This is a genomic window from Anaerovibrio sp. JC8 (assembly GCF_002100115.1).
Lineage (GTDB): Bacteria > Bacillota > Negativicutes > Selenomonadales > Selenomonadaceae > Anaerovibrio.
The window spans coordinates 177,307-198,236 of record NZ_ANBM01000002.1; the positions used below are offsets into that span (position 1 = coordinate 177,307).

Consider the following 20,930-nt stretch of genomic DNA (forward strand, 5'->3'; position numbering starts at 1 on the left):
CGAAGCTAGTCCTGAAAGGGAAACGCTGAGCGGAATATTTTTCTTCCTCTTAGGAAGAAAAATTCGAACAATTGCGTTATAATTATAATAAGTTGTATTTTTTCAAACTCACAAAAAGGATTATACTATGTTATTCTAGAAATATCTCTAGAAACCTTTTTTCAGGTTGAATTTTTGAATAAACGAGGACTTTATAATGGCAAAATCCGTTACAAAAAAAGAAAAAGAAGCTGTGGATAGCGAATTGAAACCCAGAACTACCAGAAGAACATCTGCCAGAAAAGCGGCATCAGTGGCTGAAAGCACTGCACCGGCTGAAGCTGTCGAGGCTGTAAGGGCTGTCTCTGTGGAAGCTGTCAAAGCTGAGGAAGTAAATACACCTGCGGAAACAGCAGATGTTACTGAAGCTGCCGACGTGGCAGAAGAAACTCCAAAGGCAAAAAGAGCAACCAAAACCCGGGCTACCAAAAAGCGGGGAGCCAAAAAGAAAGCTGCTGAGCCAAGAAAAGAGCGCAAGGAACGTATCTTTGCCCTTGATATCGGTACCAGAAGCGTTATTGGTATCGTAGCCGAAAGGGAGGCCAGCGGACTGAAAATCGTGGCCACCGAGCGTCAGGAGCACAAGACCCGTGCCATGCTGGACGGTCAGATTCACGATGTTCCTCAAGTTGCGGCCATTATTGATAATGTAAAAAAGGCTCTGGTTAAGCGAACCGGTCCACTGAAAAGTGCCGCAGTAGCCGCTGCCGGCCGTGCATTATATACCATGACTGCTGATGCGGATATGGAAGTCAATGGTATTATCACGGCAGAGCAGGAACGTGCCCTGGATTTTGCCGGGGTACAGGCAGCCCAGGCCAAGCTGGCTGCTTCCAAGACCATTGATGATCCAACCAAGTATTATTGTGTAGGCTACAGCACCATAAAATATGATTTGGACGGCATTCAGCTGAAGACCCTGGTGGGCCAGCGGGGCCGTATAGCCAATGCTACAGTTATTGCCACCTTCCTGCCCCGTCAGGTTATTGACTCCATGCACTCCGCCCTTCAGGCTACCAAGCTGGATATGCGGGCCCTTACTCTGGAGCCAATTGCCGCCATTAACGTGCTGATTCCTCCTACCATGCGCCATCTGAATCTGGTGCTGGTGGATATTGGCGCCGGCACCTCCGACGTGGCCATTACCAAAAACGGCTCCGTTATTGCCTACGGCATGGTGCCACAGGCCGGTGATGAAATTACAGAGGCCATTTCCCAGCGGTTCCTGCTGGACTTCAACGTAGCCGAAAAATTAAAGAGAGAGGCTGCCAACGGCAAGGACGTTCATTTTACGGATATTCTTGGCGCAGAGTACGATCTGACTGCCAAGGATGTTCTGGAGCCTGTTCTGCCAAACATCAAGAGTCTGGCGGAGGCCATTTCCAAGCAGATTATGGAGCTTAACGGCAGTGACCAGCCTCAGGCTGTAATTCTTGTAGGCGGCGGTGCCCTGACTCCGCATCTTGCAGATTATGTTGGTGAGGTTTTGGGACTGACCCCTGGCCGTGTGGCTGTGCGCCATCCGGAGAAGATCGACGGTATTCTGGAAATTCCGGATGAGCTTAAGCTGCCGGACGCAGTTACCCCATTGGGTATCTTAAAGGTTGCGGCTCTTACTTCACTGCATTTCCTTAGAATTTTCGTGAACAACGATGAATACAGCCTCTTTAATTTTCGTGAGCTCACTGTATCCGATGCCCTCCTGAATGCCGGCATTCAGCTTAAAAAAATGAATGGCCGTCCGGGGCTTGGCGTGATGCTCACCATTAACGGCGAAAACAAGTTTATTCCTGGTACCATGGGCACCATGGCACAGCTGAATATTGACGGCCGTCCGGCCACACTGGATACTGTGGTCAAGGAGGACAGCCGCATTGAGATTATTCCGGGTGAGGACGGTACCCAGCCGGAGGTAACCATCAATGATGTGCTGGAAATTCCGCCTTCCTACACTGTTTATATCAACGGTGAGGAGCGCAGCATCGATGCCCAGTTCACCATCAACGGACAGGCTGCCGAGCCGGGACAGCTTCTTAAGGACGGGGATATTATTACCAGCAAGGACACCCGCCTGCTGGGTGAAGTACTGAATTCCCTGAATCTGCCGCCTATGGGCCGTAAAATCAAGTACACCCTGAACGGCAAGGAAGCCCAGTTCACCGTAACCCCTACCATATTGCTGAATGATAATCCTGCCACCCTCTCCACAGAGGTCCATGAAAAGGATTATATCGAATACATCGAGTCTGAGGAGCCTAAGCTGGGCAACGTGCTGAACGTGTCCGAGCTGGATGCTACTCTAGTAATCTATTACGAGGGCCAGGAGCATAAGATTCCTTCAGCCACTGTTTCCCTTGAGGTAAACGGCCATCCTGCCAGCACCGGAACCATTATTGATGACGGTGCCGAGGTGCGCTACATGAAGTCCCTGCGGGCTACTACCACCATCAGTGATGCACTGCTGGCCGTAGGCTTCCAGCCACCTGCCGCTTCCTCCAGAAAATCCTTTACCATTATGGTAAACAAGCAGCCGGTTAACTTCACCGACCCGATTAAGAACGGCGATACTCTGGAGGTTATTCTTACTGATTATCAGCCACACCAGAGTGGAAGCAGCAATGATACTGCAGCTTCGGCCGCATCTTCTGAGACAGCAAAGCCACAGCTTGATGCCAGTGGCATGCCTGTTTCCCCTACGGAGAGCAGCTTCTCAGCCCCGCCAATGACCGAGGCTGCCAAGCGTGACCGGGAGCGGCTGGCAGATAAAATCAACAGCATTCCGGGGCTTAGTGCCGCATTAAACAGTTCCCGCAATAACACAAAGAGTCCGTTCCTTGATGACTGACCTTGATTAATTTTCCCTATTACGTTATAATAGGGAATTGAGCGCGGGCGTAGTTCATTGGTAGAATGGAAGCTTCCCAAGCTTTAGAGGGGGGTTCGATTCCCCTCGCCCGCTCCAGATTAAAATTAAAAGCTGAGACAGATGCATTTGCATTCGTCCCAGCTTTTTTGTTTATCTTTTTTAATATAGTTTATCAATATATATTATTTTTATAATCAGTTTTAATCAATTGTTATAGTAAATATTCTAAAGAAGTATAGTTAAACCACAATCTTTAGATGATTTTGTAGGACTAAGGTGCTATAATAACAGATGTAGATAATTTATTTTATTTATCTACTGCATTATTTTTTTAAGGGAGAGGTTTGTAATGAGAAGAAAAAATTCTGTTGCTGAGGCTGAGCAGAACCGGATTGATGAAGGTTTAAAGGCTCATATGTATGTCAGCATAGATAATATACAGGAGGAGAAGATGTTTTTGGAATATTTCCTCAAGGATGACATTGTGAAAAACTGCTACAGCAATTACAGCTCCGGTTATGACTATATGTTGTCCCTGAATCCCCAAAACTCGGGTAACCTTAACAGCTTCTGCTCTCAGATGAGGAAAATGCTGCCAAGTCTGAAGTCCACCACCATGATTTATGGGGGGAGACAGCTAAAGTAACAGTTTCACAGCTACCTGTCAATGACCACCAAAAAAGCCGGCAGAAAGGAGAATCTGCCGGCTTTTCATTTTACTGCTTCTTATTTGCTGTAATTATCTTGGCTGTTTTGCCATGTCATGCTTCCCCGTTATCAGCTCTGTCATGCTTTACTGTAACAATTGGGAACGGAATATCGATGCCTTCCTCACGGAACCGCTTGGTCAGCTCCTTGATGAAGATATGCTTCATGCGGTACTGATGGGTAAAGGCCTTACAATTTAAGAAAACATTAAATTCTATGGCACTGTCCCCAAAGGTGTGGAAGGATACCGCCGGCTTGGCTGGCGGAACAAAATCATCGGCTGCCAGGCCCTTTTCTGCCAGCAGCTCCTGGGTTACGCTGTCCTGAACCCGCTGGGCCACCTCCATGGCCACGGCCTCCACCTTGTCCAGATCGCTGTCATAGGACACACCGCAAGGCACCTTTATGCGGGTATCCTGGGCCGGCATGCTGTAGTTGGTCAGAATAGCCGAGGCTATCTGCTGATTTGGTACCACAATGGTATTGCCGTCCAGATTTTCAATGGTGGTGTACCGCCAGGCAATATCCTTTATTTTGCCCTCCTGACCGTTACTGAGGCGGACAAAATCATTGTTGCGGATCTGGGGTGCGAAAATTATGGTAAAGCCGGCAAAAATGCTGGCCATGGTCTCCTGCATACCAAGGGCCAGGGCCATACCGCCAATACCCATGGCAGTGATAAATGGAGTAATGGAAATGCCGCATTCTGCCAAAATAATGATTATACCTATTACATAAATGCTCCAGCTCACCATATCAGTAAGCAATGAAGTCTCGGAAATATTATCATGCCGTGCCACTATTATGTTATTGATAACCCCTGTAGCCGTGCGGGCAATGACCTGCACCACTGTAATAATCAGTATTATGAAGAAAATGTAGGTCAGCAGATGCTCCACCGGAGCCGGCAGGCTCATCATCTTTGTGAGAAAGCTGAGATACAGGGACACCACAATAAGCATTGGGGCTCCCTTCATGCCGCGGATAAGGGCAGCCTTCCAGCTGTTCTGCTTCAGGGTAGGGTGAGTCTCAATGTATCTGCCCACATATCTGTTGCACAGTCCCCCCACGGCGATGGCCAGAATCAGGCCGATTATCGGAGGCAAGAGCAACAACATTATCTGTTTTGGATCAAGAGTATCCACATATTCATGAAACATGTGAATATCAAAGGCTGTAAAATCAATCATATATTTCCTCCCAATCAGGACATAATCTGTTATTTATATGCTATATACATTACCTTTTAAATTATAACCCAATTATCCGAAATTTTCCTGTAAAAAGAAAAATATCCCCTGCCCTTCTGATATGCGTGGTGAAAATTGCAGGTTATGGCGGAAAATTGTAGAATTATAATAGGACAACAATATTTTATGAATGGAGGAATTCTCATGATATTCAAGCGAATATTTCTCATAGTGCTGGACAGCTTTGGCATTGGTGCCGAGCCGGATGCCGGGGAATTTGGGGATGCAGAAACCGTCAATACCCTGAAAAGTGTCCTGACCTCAGACAAGCTGAACATTCCCAACCTAAAAAAGTTAGGCCTCTTTAATATTGAAGGCGTAGAGTCAGCTGACAAGGAGGCTGAGCCCGGGGCTTCCTTTGCCCGTCTGCAGGAGGCCTCCAAGGGCAAGGATACCACCATCGGCCATTGGGAAATTGCCGGCCTGGTTTCTGATACGCCACTGCCGACCTATCCTGATGGCTTCCCGCCGGAAATCATCAAGCAGCTGGAGGATGCCTTTGGCCGCAAGGTTATCTGCAACAAGCCATATTCCGGCACCCAGGTCATTCACGACTATGGCCAGGAGCATATGGACACCGGGGCCCTCATTGTCTACACCTCGGCAGACAGTGTGCTGCAGATTGCCGCCCATGAGGATGTAGTACCAGTGGACCAGCTGTATGAATACTGCAGGCAGGCCCGCAAAATCATGACCGGTGAGCATTCCGTGGGCCGCATTATTGCCCGCCCGTTTATCGGCGAGTTCCCTAACTTTGAGCGTACTCCTAGACGTCATGATTATTCCATGGAGCCACCGGGGGATACCATTCTTGACCTCATGAAGGTGGCCGGCAACTCCGTTGTCAGCATCGGAAAGATCAATGACATATTTGCCGGCCGGGGAATCAGCCGCCATACGGCCATCACCAGCAACGAGGATGGCATGGAAAAGGCCATTGCAGAGCTGGGCAAGGATTATTATGGACTGTGCTTTGTAAATCTGGTGGACTTTGACATGAAATACGGCCACCGCCGTGATGTGGACGGCTATGCTGCTGCCCTGACCCGCTTTGATGAGCAGCTTGGTGAATTCCTGCCTAAGATGAAGCGGGGTGACGTGCTTATCATCACCGCGGACCATGGCTGCGACCCACTGGCTGCCGGCACGGACCATACCAGGGAATACGTGCCAATGCTGGTATGCGGCGAAGGCGTAAAAAAAGGAATCGACCTGGGCACCCGCCACAGCTTTGCGGATATAGCGGCCACCATTTCCAAGATTATGCGTATTCCTTACGCTACCAAGGGTAAGAGCTTCTGGGAGGAAGTCAAGGAATAATTGGTTGCCGAATTATACCTTTTTAATATGGTAAAGTTTTATACTTACCCACTTATCCCCAATTTTTAATATGCATGAGTTGTATATACAATAAGAAGGTGGTCTGTTACTGACCACCTTCTTTCATTTTCTGTATATTTATGCATTTTACTCACATATCCACATATAACCTTGTGGATAAGGTAAACCACAACATATAGTGTTGAAGTTTGACACTAAATACTATATATAGTAAAATCGTTAGTAGATTATAGAGGGGGGACAGGTAAGTTTACATGGCAAGTAATATACAGAATATACGAAAACGCAATGGGGACATTGTCCCATTTATTCCACAGAAGATAACGGATGCTATCCGCAAGGCCAATATGGAATCCATTGATGATACCTTTTCAGCCAAGGAGCTGGAGCGTCTTACCAATGAAGTAACAGAGGCCATTTCCGTCAAGGATATTCCTTCCGTGGAATTTATCCAGGACGCCGTGGAAAAGGTGCTTATAAGCAATAACTTTGCCAGCACCGCCAAGGCCTACATTATCTATCGGGCAGAGCACACCAAGATTCGTGAGGCTCAGGGGAACCTGATGGATATCTACAACGAGCTTACCTTTAAGAAATCAGCCGACGCAGATATTAAGCGGGAGAATGCCAATATCGATGCGGACACGGCTATGGGAACCATGCTGAAATATGGTTCCGAGGGGTCAAAGTACTACATTGATAATTATATCCTGCCGAAGGATATTGCCGCTGCCCACATTGACGGCGACATTCATATCCACGACAAGGACTTCTATATGCTGACCGAGACCTGCTGTCAGATTGACCTCATTAAGTTATTCAAGGATGGTTTTTCCACCGGTCACGGTTATCTGCGTGAGCCAAACGGCATCCGCTCCTATGCAGCTCTGGGCTGTATTGCCATTCAGGCCAATCAAAATGAAATGCACGGTGGACAGTCCATTCCAAACTTTGATTATGCCATGGCACCGGGTGTGGCCAAGACCTTTGCCAAGGAGTATTTCCGGGCATTGAGTGCCTTTTTTATTGCTGTTCTCAGCATGAATGCCAATGATGCCAAGCTGCTGGCCAAGGAAATCCAGCGTTGTATCCCTATGGATATTCGTCTGGGAAACACCGATGAATACATGCACCGTCTGGTGGACTTCCTGCCAAACCATCAGCAGAGCCACAATTATCAGGCCATTTCACCAAATCAGACAGAGCGTGCCCACAATTACGCTGTGGCTACTGCGGTGGATGCCACTGAGGATGCCACCTATCAGGCTATGGAGGCATTTATCCATAACCTTAATACAATGAATTCCCGTGCCGGTGCCCAGGTGCCATTCAGCTCCATCAATTATGGAACTGATACCTCTCCTGAGGCCCGCATGGTTATCCGCAACCTGCTGAAGGCCACTACTGCCGGCCTTGGAAACGGCGAGACACCAATCTTCCCGGTTCAGATTTTCAAGGTTAAGGAAGGAATCAACTACAACAAGCATGATCCTAACTTTGATTTGTTCCAGCAGGCTATACGCACCTCCGCCAAGAGGCTGTTCCCTAATTTCAGCTTCCTGGATGCACCGTTTAATCTCCAATTCTACAAGGAAGGGGATTACGACACCGAGGTGGCCTACATGGGCTGCCGTACCAGGGTTATGGGCAATGTTCACGACAAGAACCGCCAGGTAACCTGCGGCCGCGGCAATCTCAGCTTTACCAGTATTAACCTGCCTCGTCTGGCCCTCAAGGCCAAGGGCAATAAAAAGATATTCTTCAATGAGCTGGACAGCATCATTGAGCTGGTATTCCGCCAGCTGCTGCACCGCTTCAAGATTCAGTGCAGCAAGACCGTCCGCAACTATCCGTTCCTTATGGGACAGGGTGTATGGATTGACAGTGAAAAGCTGAAAATCGATGACAGCGTGGCCGAGGTTCTGAAGCACGGTACCCTGTCCATGGGCTTTATCGGCCTGGCCGAAACCCTTATTGCCCTCATGGGCAAGCATCACGGTGAATCCGATGAGGCTCAGCAGCTGGGTCTGGAAATCGTGGGACACATGCGCAAGCGCATGGATGAAAAATCCCAGCAGACCGGCCTGAACTTCACCCTGCTGGCCACTCCTGCAGAGGGCCTCAGTGGACGCTTTGTCCGCCTGGACCGCAAGGAATACGGTGAAATCCCTGGAGTTACTGACAAGGATTATTACACCAACAGCTTCCACGTACCGGTTTATCACAAGATAGCCGCCGCAAAGAAGCTGGAGCTGGAGGGACCATACCACGCCCTGACCAATGCGGGTCATATCAGCTACGTGGAAATGGATGGGGACCCTTCCAAGAATTTGAAGGCCTTTGAAGCCATTGTGCGCTGCATGCACGATAATGGCATCGGCTACGGTTCCGTAAACCACCCTGTGGACCGGGACCCTGTATGCGGCTACAACGGTATTATTTATGACGTATGCCCACAGTGCGGCCGCAGCGAGGCTGCCCACAAGAAACGCCGTATTGTACGCCGTCCACCGCAGTTTTGCAATGATTGAACAAAATTAATTTAGGTGAATTTATATATGAAAGGAAAGTGCAAAAAAATGGTAGTAAATGGAATTGATGTAACCGTAAAGGGACTGAATGATGTCAGCGAGCAGGAAATCATGAGCTACATCGACATGCTGGAGGAGGAAAACGATGAGGATCTCAGCAGCCTCACCATTTCCCCGGCAGAGGATGGCTCCGTGGCCCTGGATTACGTGTTACAGCCAGCCAAGTTCGAGCGTATCCGTCGCATCACTGGTTATCTGGTGGGCACTATTGACCGCTGGAACAACGCCAAGCGTTCCGAGGAGCATGACCGCGTAAAGCATGGCCTTAATTAAGCTAGCGGGTACGGTCAATGATTCAGTTGTAGACGGTGAAGGTTACCGTTTTACCATCTTCACCCAGGGTTGCCCCCATAACTGCATTGGCTGCCACAATCCCCAGACCCATGATTTTGACGGAGGTCATGAGGAAGATACTGATGATATACTGGGGACTATTCTGGATAATCCGTTGCTGCAGGGTGTCACCTTCAGTGGTGGCGAGCCCTTCTGCCAGCCGGTGCCATTGACTGATTTGGCACGAAAGATTCATCAGCATGGCCTGGATGTGTGGTGCTATACCGGCTACACCATAGAACAGCTCTTAAGGGGAACCCAACAGCAGGTGGAGCTGCTGAAGGAGCTGGATGTTCTGGTGGACGGCCCCTATCAGGAATGGAAGCGGGATATATCCCTCAGCTTCCGGGGCAGCAGTAATCAGCGGGTTATTGATGTACAGGAAACACTGAAAAGAAACGAAGTCGTTTTATATGAGGTGTAATGACGTATGTTACGGGGAGATTTTCTCCCCTTTTTCTTTTGCCACTTTTTCTTGGCAACTTTTTGTTTCCTGCGTTGACACCCATTTTTTCAAATGTTACACTTTTATGTAAATCATTTAATTAGTAAGGAGATAAGTCCATGGCAGAAGAAGTTAAAGTAAATACTATAGAGGAAATACTGGAAAACACCACTATTGCCGATGTTTATAAGGCAGCCAAGCAGCTGGACGGAGTGGCCAAGAAAACCAAGCTCATTGAGAGCCCGTTTTTTTCTGACCTCTGCGGCAACAATGTTTATTTGAAGCCTGAAAACATGCAGAATACCGGCTCCTTTAAGCTGAGAGGCGCCTACAACAAGATCAGCCAGCTCAGCGATGAGGAAAAGAAAATTGGTGTTATTACTGCTTCTGCCGGTAACCACGCCCAGGGTGTAGCCTTTGCTGCCCAGCAGCTGGGAGTAAACGCAGTTATCTGTATGCCGGCCACCACCCCACTGTTAAAGGTGGAAGCCACCAGAGCCATGGGGGCCGAGGTAGTGCTTCACGGTGACAGCTTTGATGACGCTTATGCCAAATCCCTGGAGCTTCAGAAGAAAAAGGGCTATGTATATATTCATCCATTTAATGACAAGCAGGTTCTTCTGGGTCAGGGTACCACTGCCCTGGAAATCATTGACGAGCTGAAGGATGTGGATGCCATCCTGGTACCAATCGGCGGTGGCGGCTTTGCCAGCGGCGTGGCCCTGGCTACCAAGGCTGTTAATCCACACGTCAAGGTAATCGGCGTTGAGCCTGAGGGTGCAGCCTGCATGGAAAATTCCTTCGCAAGAGGACAGGTGTCCAGCCTGACAGCAGTGGATACAGTAGCTGACGGCTGTGCCGTTAAGACCCCTGGCGACCTTACCTATGCCTTCTGCAAAAAGTATCTTGACCAGATTATTACCGTTTCCGAAATGGAAATCATGTCCGCTCTCCTTTCCCTTATTGAAAAGCACAAGCTTATCGCCGAGGGTGCAGGAGTACTGAGTCTGGCGGCCCTGAACAAGCTGCCATTCAAGGGCAAGAAGGTAGTTGCCATTGTCAGCGGCGGTAATATTGATATCTCCACTATTTCTGCCCTGATCGACAAGGCACTTATTGCCAGAGGCCGTGTATTCTGCTTCTCCGTTCTCCTTCCTGACAAGCCGGGCCAGCTGGTAAATGTAGCCAAGATACTGGCAGACAACAATGCCAATGTTATCAAGCTGGACCACAACCAGTCCAAGGTTACTGACAGCTTCAAGAAGGTGGAGCTGCAGATTACTGTGGAAACCAACAATTTCGACCATATCAAGAAGCTGACAAAGGCCCTTAACGATGCGGGCTATGCAGTGGAAAAGGTTTTTTAAAATTTTAATTAAAAATTAATATGGGTGTTCCATAATCAGATTGTCAAGAAAAAATCAATAATTTATCCACATTTTTTTCGAAAAGTGGATAACCATGTGGATAACTTGTGGTTTTAGTTGCATAAACTGCGAGTTATCCACATTTTTTTGTTGTTAATTATATTTTTTTGTTTTATACTTTAGTTGTGAAATTATGTTCCGAATCTTTGTAAAAAAGGTGGTGATTTCTGCATGAGAAAAAAATTGCTTGTGGCCCTCTTTGCTGCCCTGACCTTTAGCTGTTCAATGGTTTCCGCCCAGACATTGACCATGAATTCCACTGGTCCCGAGGTGGTAACCGTACAGCAAAAGCTAAAGGATCTGGGCTATAACATCAAGAAGGTCACGGGAGTCTACGACAACAGTACCAAGCGGGCGGTACTGGCCTTTCAGCGGGACAACAAGATTAAGCTCAGCGGCGAAGTGGATGATAAAACCATGAAGGTTATCAACACATTAAAGCCGGGGAAGGTAAATACCAACGTAAATCCCCCGACGATAAAGCCATCCACAGGTTCCAATGACAATGGCAGCTCCGTCCTCCCAAGCAACTCCGTGAAGCCAAAGTACGTGCCTGAAAGCCAGCCTTTCCTGCCGAAAAACAAGGTTAACGGAATTATCGCTACAGCCAAGAAGTACATTGGTGTAAAATATGTATCCGGCGGCACCACCCCAAAGGGCTTTGACTGCTCCGGCTACGTCCAGTACGTGTTCAAACAGAACGGCTTTTCATTACCACGTACTGCGGATATCCAGTACAAGCTGGGAAAATACGCTCCTGTCAGCAAGCTGGAGCCGGGAGATCTGGTATTCTTCCACACTGATTCCACCGGTGAAATTACTCACTGCGGTATTTATCTGGGCAAGGGACAGTTTATCCACGCTTCCTCCAGCAAGGGTATTCGGATTGATGAGCTTTCCAACGAATATTGGAAGAAGGCCTTTACAGCAGGCAAGCATATTGTAAAGTAACCCGGAATTCATTCTTACAGCACTCATATTTTTATACAAACGAAAATCCCCATCAACGGATGCATCAGCACCATTGATGGGGATTATTATTTTATGTAAATTTATCTGGCAGAGCTGTTGTTTGCCAAATCTACCAGCTGGGATGCAGTCTCGGAAAGGGAAGTGAGCTCCTGAGCCACATCGGAGATCGCAGCGGACTGCTGACCAACGATATCAGAGGTAGCCTCACCCTTGGCAACAGTTTCCTGAACAGACTCACCGATACGGTCAGTAAATTCCTGAATCTTATCAACAGTCTCACGGGAGCTGTCAGCCAGCTTACCGATTTCCTCGGATACAACGGCAAAACCGGCACCGGCAGTACCGGCACGGGCAGCCTCGATGGAGGCGTTAAGACCAAGGAGACGGGTCTGCTTGGCAATATCACGGATAAGGGAGGTGAACTCGTTAATCTTGCCGGAAATCTCAGATACATTCTGAATCTCCACGTTCAGGCCCTTCTGGTTATCGTTTACATCGTTGGCAGAAGCAGCCAGCTCCTCCATTGCTGCGGAGCAATGAAGAACGGTATCATTAATGGAGCTGGCCAAGGCCTTCAGGCGATACTCCATATAGCCAATGTTGGAAAGGGTAGTAGCCATAAGGAAAAGGCAATCGGCAGCCTGCTCCAGACGAGCCCTTGGAACAATCTGGATCTTGCGGACAGCCTCAACGTACTTTTCCGGGTCTACATTAATTTCTCTTGCATAATTACGGAACTTCTCCTCATCTGGTGGAGAGGTCAAAATCTGACCACCGAGAATGGAACCAATCTGCTTGCCGTTAAGCAGAATAGGTGCACCGAAGTCCATAAGGCCGGCATGGCACTCATATACAGATGGACGACCGGTTCTCGCTGCGGTCTCACCGCCACGCTTGTCGCACTCCTCGCAACGGCGGCAGCCTTCCTTGGAATCACGGGTATACTTCATGCAAAAATCGGACCAGTCGGTAGGTCTGGTAATCGGCTTACCATCCGCATCAACAGTTACTGCAGTCATACCTACTGCACGGGCGAATGTATCCTGGAATTTCTGCAGGAAATCCATGTCAAAAATATCCTGCACGCGAATATTCTCTAAATCTGCCATAAATAAACACCTCTCCTTGTGAAGTTAGTTTCAAACACACGGTCAAAAAAATCTTTCTAAATCGTCAAAAGATGGATAGTAACATTATACCTTTAATAATTAATTTAAACAACTAAAATTATGTACGAGAGCCTTCAACTCCTTCACCCGTCCATTTGGGAATATACTCCTCCCGGGCAGCCCCGGGGTCCTGAACAAAGCATCTGGAAAAGCCCAGCTCCAGTGCATAATCCACCACGGAATCATACTCAAAGGTGGTGAGACGGCGCTTTAGCTTGGGATGAGTAAGGGCCTTGTAGGCTGGGGTATACTGATTCATTATGCTCACCATAATGCTGTCCCCAAATTCCTCCCACAGCCATTTCAACAGCTCCATGCTGTCTCTGCGGGCTCCTGGTAAAATCATGTGGCGTACCAGCACTCCCCTTTGAAGAATGCCGTCCTTAACCACGGCCTCTCCGGTGAGCTGAACCATTTTTCTGATGGCCTGGGAAGCCACCTGAAAATAATCCGCCGCCCCGGAATACTCATCTGCCAAATCCGCCGAAAAATACTTTAAGTCCGGCAAAAAAACATCTACATTTTCCCGCAACATTTCCAATGTGGAAATATTTTCGTATCCACTTGAATTATACACCACGGGTAATGAAAAACCCTTTTTTTTAGCAAAAAATAATCCATTAATTATTTGAGGAACGTAATGGGTAGGCGTAACCAAATCCAAAGTAGCCGCTCCCCGCAGCTGCTGCTCATAAAATATTTCCCCCAGACGCTCATCGGAGACCTCTATCCCCTGACGTCCGTGGCTTATTTCGTGATTCTGGCAGAACATACAGCGAAGGCTGCAGCCGGAAAAGAATACCGTGCCAGCCCCCTTTTCCCCGGCAATAACCGGCTCCTCCCAGGGGTGCAGGCTCACCAGGGCCACCCTGGCCTCAGTGCCGCCCCCGCAGAACCCCTGGCCTGACAGGCGGTCAGTATGGCACCGCCGTGGACACAGGGTACAGTCGGCCAATAATTCCTTATTTATCATGGAGCTCATTTCTTTTCCTCCATAAGGCCTTCATCCAAAATAAAGCCGTATTTTGGCAGCCACCAGGATATGGAGCGGATGGTATCGCAATAAATCTGCATTTCCAGAACATCAATAGGCGGCCCCGGATTATTCGGGTCAACAGCTATAGGCTGCAGCGGATAGATATCCGCCTCTCCGAAATAATCCCTGGTAAACCACACGGCGTAATTTACCCCCATGTTATTTTGACGGGTAAGGCTGGAGCCTATGGATATGTACTGATACCCCTCCGGGGCAATCATTTCCAAAAGAGTAGGCCCTATATCGATCTGACTTCCCGCGGCCTTTGGAATCAGCAGATCAGGGGTTACTCCCCTGCCGGTTATAATGAAAGGCACCCCATAGCGCTCATAAATGGACGGTGTCTTATCAATGTTGTACCGCTCTGCATGGTCGCCCACAACCAGCACCAGACTGTCAGGATATTTTTCCTTAATGGTTTTGATAAATTTGGCCATTTCCCTGTCAGCGTACCAGAAGTGCCCCAGCTGGTTTAACAGCTCAGCATCGTCCTTGGCTTCATCAGGAAGGCCGTCAATTACCTTCTGGGCCTCAAAGCCCTTGGATTCCAGATCCACATTGAATGGAGAATGGTTGGAAACATTAAGAATAACGTGGAAGCTGTCCTTGTCCGGCTCTATGCCCTCCAGCACGGCCTGATAAAGATATTCGTCATCCACGCCCCACACACTGCCGGTGGACTCCGATGGCATACTGCCTTTGCCATGGAAATGGTCGAAGCCCTGGGCCAGCACAAAGGGCTCTATCCGCTCCCAGGTGGCCGGTCCCGCATACCACATGGTGGTATCATATCCCAGCTGCTTCATCTGGGGAGCTATGGCCGTAGGATATGGTGCCGCAAAGGATTCCGGCATAGTGGTAAGATACAGGTTGGCATCGGCCAATCCCGTAACAATACCCGTTACTGCTGAAACAGTGCTGCCCCCATTTGGCAAAAAGGCCGGACAATAGGCCGTATCCTTTTCCCCGATAATTGACCTCATGCCGTCGGCAATATGCAGATTCTTGTATTTATCCAATAAAGGCCAGTTGGCATAGCTCTCGGAAACAATCAAAAAGACGTGCTTCGGCTTTTCCAGCACCGGACCCTGGGCAGTTCTGGCAAGATAATCCGCCAGATTATTGCTGTCAGGATTTTTTCCTGTCAGATGGGCCGCCAGCTCCCTTATCTGCTGGGGAGTAAAATCCAGGCCCTCAGAGGACAGCAGACGCCCATTCATGCGGTAGCCTCGATAAATGGCCTGATAATCATCCAAAATGGCTTCATTCAAAAAGGAGTCCCTGGTAATGCCGGCATTTTCCCAGCTGACGGAATTTTCCCAGCTGAGGCTGCCCCCGAAAAACACCAGACGGGACACCAGAAACAAAACTGCCAGCACAAGGATTTTCTCGGCCATGGCCCCATATCTGCCGGAGCTGGCCAGCCTTCCCCTTATGCCCAGCCTCTCTGTAAGCTGAAGCTCCAAAAAATTTATTGAGAAGCCACCAGATAAGAGCCGCCACCAATAGGGCCCCTGCCAGTCTGAGGTGCAGATTGAACTCCTGCACCAGAGACACAAAGAGGGCATATACATCGTCATTGGCTGTATTAAAGAGAATCTGATGAAATCTTGAATGGAACTGGTGATAATATGGAATGCTGGCAAAAAACAGAATGGCTGTCACTGCCGAAGCCAGGGCATTCATCACCTTGAATACCACACGAGCTGCCCTGGTGCTGATAATTCCCACCAAGACCGCCGGCAGGCCCACCACCAGGGTAATGATTCCCGCCGTCTGGATACTGAGGCGGGTACCCCCGAATACGGCCAACCATATATCCGGAGAGCCAACACCGGGAGCCATATAGTCATGGAGCATTCCAATAAATATCACACGGCAAACAGAAAGGACTGAGAGATAAAAAAGAAATACCTTCAGCCCCTTGATTATAAGATTATAATAATTGTTCCAGTCCTTAAACCGGTTTGTACTGCTACTTGTCATATTACTTCCTTATGAAAATACTATGGCACAATAATTTCTACGCCGTAATCAGCCGCTGCCTTGCGTATCTTCTCCTCCGGCAGGGCATCCGTAATGAGACCGGACAGGGTGTCCAGAGTGGCATAGTTGTAGTTGCCATCAGTGCTGAGCTTTTTGGCCTCAGCCACCACATAGGCCCGCTTGCTAACCCGGATAATCCGGGCCTTGTTGATGCCATCCTCAATGTCATAGGTGGACACGCTGTTTTCCATAACATCAACACCCACTGCCCCCACAAAGGCAATATCCGGCTTGAGGCGGGAAATGAAATCCATGGTCATGCCACCCCAAAAGCCATCACGGCTCTTGTTAATCTTGCCACCGGCGAAAATAACCCGTATTCTTGGATGACGGGCCAAAATAATCAGAATATCTATCATGTTGGTGACAATGGTCAGCTCCCGCTGGTCCTTTATGAGCAGCTCGGCAATGGCCAGATTGCTGGTGGAAATATCCAAAAATACCATATCGTGCTCATGAATAAGCTTCACAGCAGCCTGGGCAATGCGGCGCTTGGCATCCACATCGGAGCCCTTGTGCTTGCTGACCTCAATGGCGTGAATATTCTCCCGGATAACCACGGCACCGCCATAGGTTCTCTTTAGGCGGCCCTGCTTCTCCAGGGATCCCAGATCCTTGCGGATACAGTCATCGGTTACATTAAACTTGGCACTAAGCTCCTTAACCCGAACCTTGCCCTCGGCGTTAAGCATGTTCATAATGCTTTCCTGGCGCTCTTCTAAAAACATCTATCCCACGTCCTTACAAACATTTTAATACTAAGAATTTTCCCGTTATTACTTTATCATATTTCATATTCTTTTGCACGCAATTCAAAAAAAATGTACAAAAGGAAAAATTCAGAGCTTAGCGTCTGGGGGTGGATTCCTTCTCCAGCATATCCTTTAATCTGGAAATATCTGTATCATTGGTCAATACGTAGACAAAATCCCCTGCGTAAAGCCGGGCATCCTCCATGGGATTTATGCGCTGAAGTCCTCTTTTGATATCCACCACCACGGTCTGTTCCGGCCACTTTATTTCTTTAATAAGGGCCTTGTCCGCCACACTGCCGGAGCTTACCACCAGCTCCAATGATACACGGCGGCCAGAGGCAATGGCTGCCCGCTGGTCCTTTACGCTGAGTGCCCGGCTAAGCAGCTCCTCATAAACTGGTTTGCCCCCTGTAAGATCTGCTACCAGATAGGCAGTCATGGACACGCAAATAAGGGCCAGTAAATGGTTGAAGGAGCCTGTCATCTCCATAATCAGCACGCTTCCTGTGATAGGGGCTTTAACCACCGCGGCAAAATAGGCCGCCATACCAAAAACAATAAGGTCTCCTGCGTATTTGTATGGCAATAAATCACAGCTTACCAGCACCGAGCTGAACACGGCACCGCCGGCAGCCCCCAGCACCAGCATTGGCAAAAAGATACCTCCCGGCACCCCGGAACCAAAGCAAAGCATGGTAAAAATGAACTTACCCACAAACAACAGAATGATGAAATACAGGGGATAATAGTTGGTGGACAGGGCATCCACCAGCAGGTTACCTCCGCCTAAAATCTCCGGCAAAACAAAGCCAAGGCCTGCCGCCAGCAAAAGGGGCAGCAGTGGACGTTTAATGCCGGAAAGTCCCAAACGGTCATAGGCATTCATGGAAAACAGCAGTGAGGGATTAAAAATCCGCCCCAAAAGACCAATATAAATACCTAATACTATTAAAATGCCAAACATATTAAGAGGGAATATTTCCAAATCCCCAATATGAAATACAGGGCCGGCCCCAAAAATAACCTGGCTGACAGTGGTGGCAGTAACTGCTGCCGTAACTGAAGCCATGAGCACCACGGGAGAAAAGCTCTTACTCATCTCCTCAAAGCCAAAGATAACTCCCGCCAAAGGTGCATTGAAGGCCGCCGCCAGTCCTGCACCTGAGCCGGCAGTCATAAGAATGCGTTCTTCATAGCGGGTTCTTATGACACTGCGGCTTACCCCCTGGCCCACACAGGCTCCCAGCTGCACACTGGGGCCCTCACGACCAAGGGACATGCCAGAACCTATGGCCAGTACACCACCTATGAGCTTTGACACCAAAACGGACAGCCAGCGCATGTTCATTCGCCCCATAAGTATTCCCTTGATTTGCGGAATACCGCTGCCAGTACACATGGGCTCATTGTGGACTATCTTCATAAGAAGCCAGGCAATAATAAGAAAAACTGCCAGATAAAGGACAGGAATACCGTAGTCCCCCTGCCGGAAGCTGTCTGCCACCATTTTGTAAACATCAGGCCGCCACTTATCCGACAACCCCAACAGATATCTGAACAGCGCAATAACACCGCCGGCGCCCACGCCCACGACGATTCCTTCTATAAATAAACGGAAATGAAAGCGACGTTCCCGTGTTATGTCCTTAACTAATCTTTCTGTGTTTGACATAGTTACCTCTAATAAAAAAGGATGTGAAAATGATTGCTCATTTTTCACATCCTTTAAATCATTGTATTACTCAGCAGTAAATGGCAACAAAGCGATGTTACGTGCGCGCTTAATAGCTACGGTAACCTGACGCTGATGCTTTGCGCAGTTGCCAGAAATACGGCGAGGCAGAATCTTGCCACGCTCGGTGATATAACGACGGAGCTTAGCAACGTCCTTATAGTCGATTACTTCTACTTTATCTACGCAGAAACTGCAAACCTTCTTACGAGGTCTTCTGCTTCTATCACGCTTAATCAAGTATATTCCCTCCTATCAAAATGGAATATCGTCATCTGATACCGGGCTGCCGCCAAAACCGCCCATAGGGGCTGCCTCAGCCGGAGCTGCCGGAGATGGGGCAAAGCCACCACCGTTAGGGTCACGCTGCTGCTTTGAGCCCATAAACTCAATCTCGTTGGCCACGACCTCAGTAACATATCTCTTGCTACCGTCCTGACCATCGTAGCTGCGGACCTGCATACGGCCTTCTACCAGTACCTGACTTCCTTTTATGAGGTTATTACCACAAATTTCAGCTAATTTTTCCCAGGCAATAATCGGAATAAAATCTGCAGTCTGCTGCTGATCGCCGGCATTACGTCCAAAGCGACGGTTAACAGCCAAAGTAAATGATGCAACTGCCTTGCCGGAAGTGGTATAACGCATCTCCGGATCACGGGCCAATCTGCCTGCCAGTATAACCTTGTTCATGGTTTACCTCCCGAAACTATTACTCTTCTACACGTACAACCATGTGCTTGAGAAGATCATCAGTAATCTTCATAACACGGTCAACCTCAGCTACGCAAGCAGGCTCTGCAGTTACATTCAGCAGAACATAGTAGCCCTCGGTACAATCCTTGATCTCATAAGCAAGACGCTTCTTGCCCCAACGATCCTCGGAATCAACAGTACCGCCATTAGCAGCAAACAGCTTAGTGAACTTCTCAACTACAGCGTTAGTTGCCTCTTCTTCCATTGGTTTAACAATGAATATGACTTCGTACTTTCTCACGAAATCACCTCCCTCTTTGGTCTTTGGCTCCTTATTACATAAGGAGCAGAGAAAGTTATCAAACGAAAATTTGAAACTATCTTTGTCCTTGTGACTTGAAAATTATACCATCATGAAGGACTCTATGCAAGAAATATTTTTCCTTTTTATAACTTTCCTTTTCGCAACAAAAAAGCACCGCCTCAGCGGTGCTTAATTCTCAGTGGCAGGGGTAGCAGGACTCGAACCTACGAATGCTGGATTCAGAATCCAGTGCCTTACCAACTTGGCGATACCCCTATTGGTCTTTCAGACAAAGAAGATTATATCCGAGATATGTCTCCTTGTCAACAAATATTTTTAAAATAATATAGGGCAGATGACTGGTGGCTTGAACATTTAGTCACTGGGCGTTAGGAAACTTTTTGTTGCTATACCTTGATTATAGTGGTGAAAATCATTTGTTTGAGCGAAGCGAGTTATGATTTTTGCCGCTATATAAAAGCAAGAAAAAGTTTTAGCACAGGGACGGCGTGAAAGCCACCAGTCATCTGCCCAACAACTTATTTGATATTTGGAAGCTGCCAGTTTATTGGCTCCTGGCCAGTGATCTTCAAAAATTCATTGGCCCGTGAAAATGGCCGGCTGCCAAAGAAGCCCCGATAGGCTGACAATGGGCTTGGATGGGGCGACTCAATGATGAGATGGGCCTCATTGGTAATCATGGCCTTCTTGCGGCGGGCCGGTGCCCCCCACAAAATAAACACCATGGGCTTTTCCCGCTCATTGAGAATGGAAATAATCCTGTCCGTAAAGGTCTCCCAGCCCTTCCCCTGATGGGAATTGGCATTGTGGGCCTGAACCGTCAGAACCGTGTTCAGCAGGAGCACCCCCTGGCGGGCCCAAGGCTCCAGACAGCCATTGTCCGGAACGGTGCAGCCCAAATCCGTCTCCAGCTCCTTGAAAATATTTTGCAGGGAAGGTGGCGGCGGCACATTGGGCAATACGGAAAAGCTCAGCCCGTGGGCCTGTCCCGGCTCATGATAAGGGTCCTGCCCGAAAATTACCACCTTGGTATCTGCCAGGCTGGTATAGTGCAGGGCATTAAATATGGAATACATATCCGGAAAAATCTGCCGCGTTTTGTATTCATTTATTAAAAACTTGCGCAGCTCCTTGTAATAGGGCTTTTCCATTTCCGGCAGCAGATACTGCTCCCAGTCATTAGTAAAAATTCTCATAGC

The 20,930-nt window shown here is 48.4% G+C and carries 19 protein-coding genes and 2 tRNA genes; 9 read left to right on the top strand and 12 right to left on the bottom strand.

Annotation, left to right across the window (positions count from 1 at the left end; all coding sequences use genetic code 11):
* Positions 1-196 precede the first annotated feature (196 nt).
* The 3 genes from D081_RS02535 (at position 197) to D081_RS02545 (ending at position 3,551) form a co-directional block, all read left to right on the top strand.
* A complete protein-coding gene (locus D081_RS02535; RefSeq protein ID WP_085022564.1) occupies positions 197-2,884 on the top strand; it encodes a cell division FtsA domain-containing protein in 2,688 nt (895 codons plus the stop codon).
* A 43-nt stretch (positions 2,885-2,927) separates the two neighbouring features.
* Positions 2,928-3,001: transfer RNA gene (locus tag D081_RS02540), tRNA-Gly, on the top strand.
* A gap of 253 nt (positions 3,002-3,254) precedes the next feature.
* Positions 3,255-3,551 carry a hypothetical protein gene (locus D081_RS02545; RefSeq protein ID WP_085022565.1) on the top strand — a complete coding sequence of 99 codons (297 nt, stop codon included), beginning with the start codon at positions 3,255-3,257 and terminating at the stop codon, positions 3,549-3,551.
* A 115-nt stretch (positions 3,552-3,666) separates the two neighbouring features.
* On the opposite strand, the gene D081_RS02550 is transcribed toward D081_RS02545, so the two are convergent.
* On the bottom strand, positions 3,667-4,803 hold the full coding sequence (locus D081_RS02550) for a mechanosensitive ion channel family protein (RefSeq protein WP_085022566.1): 1,137 nt from the start codon (positions 4,801-4,803) through the stop codon (positions 3,667-3,669).
* Between the two features lie 204 nt (positions 4,804-5,007).
* On the opposite strand from D081_RS02550, the gene D081_RS02555 reads away from it, so the two are divergent.
* From D081_RS02555 to D081_RS02580, 6 genes are all read left to right on the top strand, one after another.
* Complete coding sequence (locus tag D081_RS02555) at positions 5,008-6,183, top strand: phosphopentomutase (RefSeq protein WP_085022567.1); 1,176 nt, start codon at positions 5,008-5,010, stop codon at positions 6,181-6,183.
* A gap of 275 nt (positions 6,184-6,458) precedes the next feature.
* Positions 6,459-8,735: an anaerobic ribonucleoside triphosphate reductase gene (locus D081_RS02560; protein ID WP_085022568.1), complete on the top strand. Its 2,277-nt coding sequence runs from the start codon at positions 6,459-6,461 to the stop codon at positions 8,733-8,735.
* A 48-nt stretch (positions 8,736-8,783) separates the two neighbouring features.
* Positions 8,784-9,068: an anaerobic ribonucleoside-triphosphate reductase gene (gene nrdD, locus D081_RS02565; protein ID WP_027396792.1), complete on the top strand. Its 285-nt coding sequence runs from the start codon at positions 8,784-8,786 to the stop codon at positions 9,066-9,068.
* On the top strand, positions 9,055-9,552 hold the full coding sequence (gene nrdG, locus D081_RS02570) for an anaerobic ribonucleoside-triphosphate reductase activating protein (RefSeq protein WP_085022569.1): 498 nt from the start codon (positions 9,055-9,057) through the stop codon (positions 9,550-9,552). The genes nrdD and nrdG overlap by 14 nt, the downstream gene beginning before the upstream one ends.
* A gap of 140 nt (positions 9,553-9,692) precedes the next feature.
* Complete coding sequence (ilvA, locus tag D081_RS02575) at positions 9,693-10,940, top strand: threonine ammonia-lyase (protein WP_085022570.1); 1,248 nt, start codon at positions 9,693-9,695, stop codon at positions 10,938-10,940.
* A 231-nt stretch (positions 10,941-11,171) separates the two neighbouring features.
* Positions 11,172-11,951 (top strand): NlpC/P60 family protein, encoded by a 780-nt coding sequence (locus D081_RS02580; RefSeq protein WP_085022571.1) that lies wholly within the window; start codon positions 11,172-11,174, stop codon positions 11,949-11,951.
* Between the two features lie 101 nt (positions 11,952-12,052).
* On the opposite strand, the gene D081_RS02585 is transcribed toward D081_RS02580, so the two are convergent.
* The 11 genes from D081_RS02585 to D081_RS02630 all read right to left on the bottom strand — a co-directional run bounded on the left by D081_RS02585 (position 12,053) and on the right by D081_RS02630 (position 20,927).
* Positions 12,053-13,081 (bottom strand): PocR ligand-binding domain-containing protein, encoded by a 1,029-nt coding sequence (locus D081_RS02585; protein WP_085022572.1) that lies wholly within the window; start codon positions 13,079-13,081, stop codon positions 12,053-12,055.
* Positions 13,082-13,199: 118 nt separating this feature from the next.
* Positions 13,200-14,123 carry a radical SAM protein gene (locus D081_RS02590; RefSeq protein ID WP_369823978.1) on the bottom strand — a complete coding sequence of 308 codons (924 nt, stop codon included), beginning with the start codon at positions 14,121-14,123 and terminating at the stop codon, positions 13,200-13,202.
* The gene (locus D081_RS12885; RefSeq protein ID WP_369823984.1) at positions 14,120-15,397 is read right to left on the bottom strand and encodes an LTA synthase family protein; all 1,278 of its coding nucleotides are present in this window, start codon (positions 15,395-15,397) and stop codon (positions 14,120-14,122) included. The genes D081_RS02590 and D081_RS12885 overlap by 4 nt, the downstream gene beginning before the upstream one ends.
* A gap of 43 nt (positions 15,398-15,440) precedes the next feature.
* The gene (locus D081_RS12890) at positions 15,441-16,163 is read right to left on the bottom strand and encodes a hypothetical protein (RefSeq protein ID WP_233127397.1); all 723 of its coding nucleotides are present in this window, start codon (positions 16,161-16,163) and stop codon (positions 15,441-15,443) included.
* A 20-nt stretch (positions 16,164-16,183) separates the two neighbouring features.
* Positions 16,184-16,951, bottom strand: a complete 768-nt coding sequence (locus tag D081_RS02600; protein WP_085022573.1) for a DeoR/GlpR family DNA-binding transcription regulator — start codon at positions 16,949-16,951, stop codon at positions 16,184-16,186.
* A gap of 118 nt (positions 16,952-17,069) precedes the next feature.
* Complete coding sequence (locus D081_RS02605; RefSeq protein ID WP_085022574.1) at positions 17,070-18,650, bottom strand: ClC family H(+)/Cl(-) exchange transporter; 1,581 nt, start codon at positions 18,648-18,650, stop codon at positions 17,070-17,072.
* Positions 18,651-18,716: 66 nt separating this feature from the next.
* Positions 18,717-18,950: a 30S ribosomal protein S18 gene (rpsR, locus tag D081_RS02610; protein WP_027396783.1), complete on the bottom strand. Its 234-nt coding sequence runs from the start codon at positions 18,948-18,950 to the stop codon at positions 18,717-18,719.
* Positions 18,951-18,965: 15 nt separating this feature from the next.
* Entirely contained in the window at positions 18,966-19,403 is a 438-nt protein-coding gene (locus tag D081_RS02615; protein WP_085022575.1) for a single-stranded DNA-binding protein, read from the bottom strand.
* 19 nt (positions 19,404-19,422) lie between these two features.
* Complete coding sequence (gene rpsF / locus D081_RS02620; RefSeq protein ID WP_027396781.1) at positions 19,423-19,707, bottom strand: 30S ribosomal protein S6; 285 nt, start codon at positions 19,705-19,707, stop codon at positions 19,423-19,425.
* Between the two features lie 203 nt (positions 19,708-19,910).
* A tRNA-Gln gene (locus D081_RS02625) sits at positions 19,911-19,986 on the bottom strand.
* A gap of 263 nt (positions 19,987-20,249) precedes the next feature.
* The gene (locus tag D081_RS02630) at positions 20,250-20,927 is read right to left on the bottom strand and encodes a uracil-DNA glycosylase (RefSeq protein WP_085022576.1); all 678 of its coding nucleotides are present in this window, start codon (positions 20,925-20,927) and stop codon (positions 20,250-20,252) included.
* Positions 20,928-20,930 lie beyond the last annotated feature (3 nt).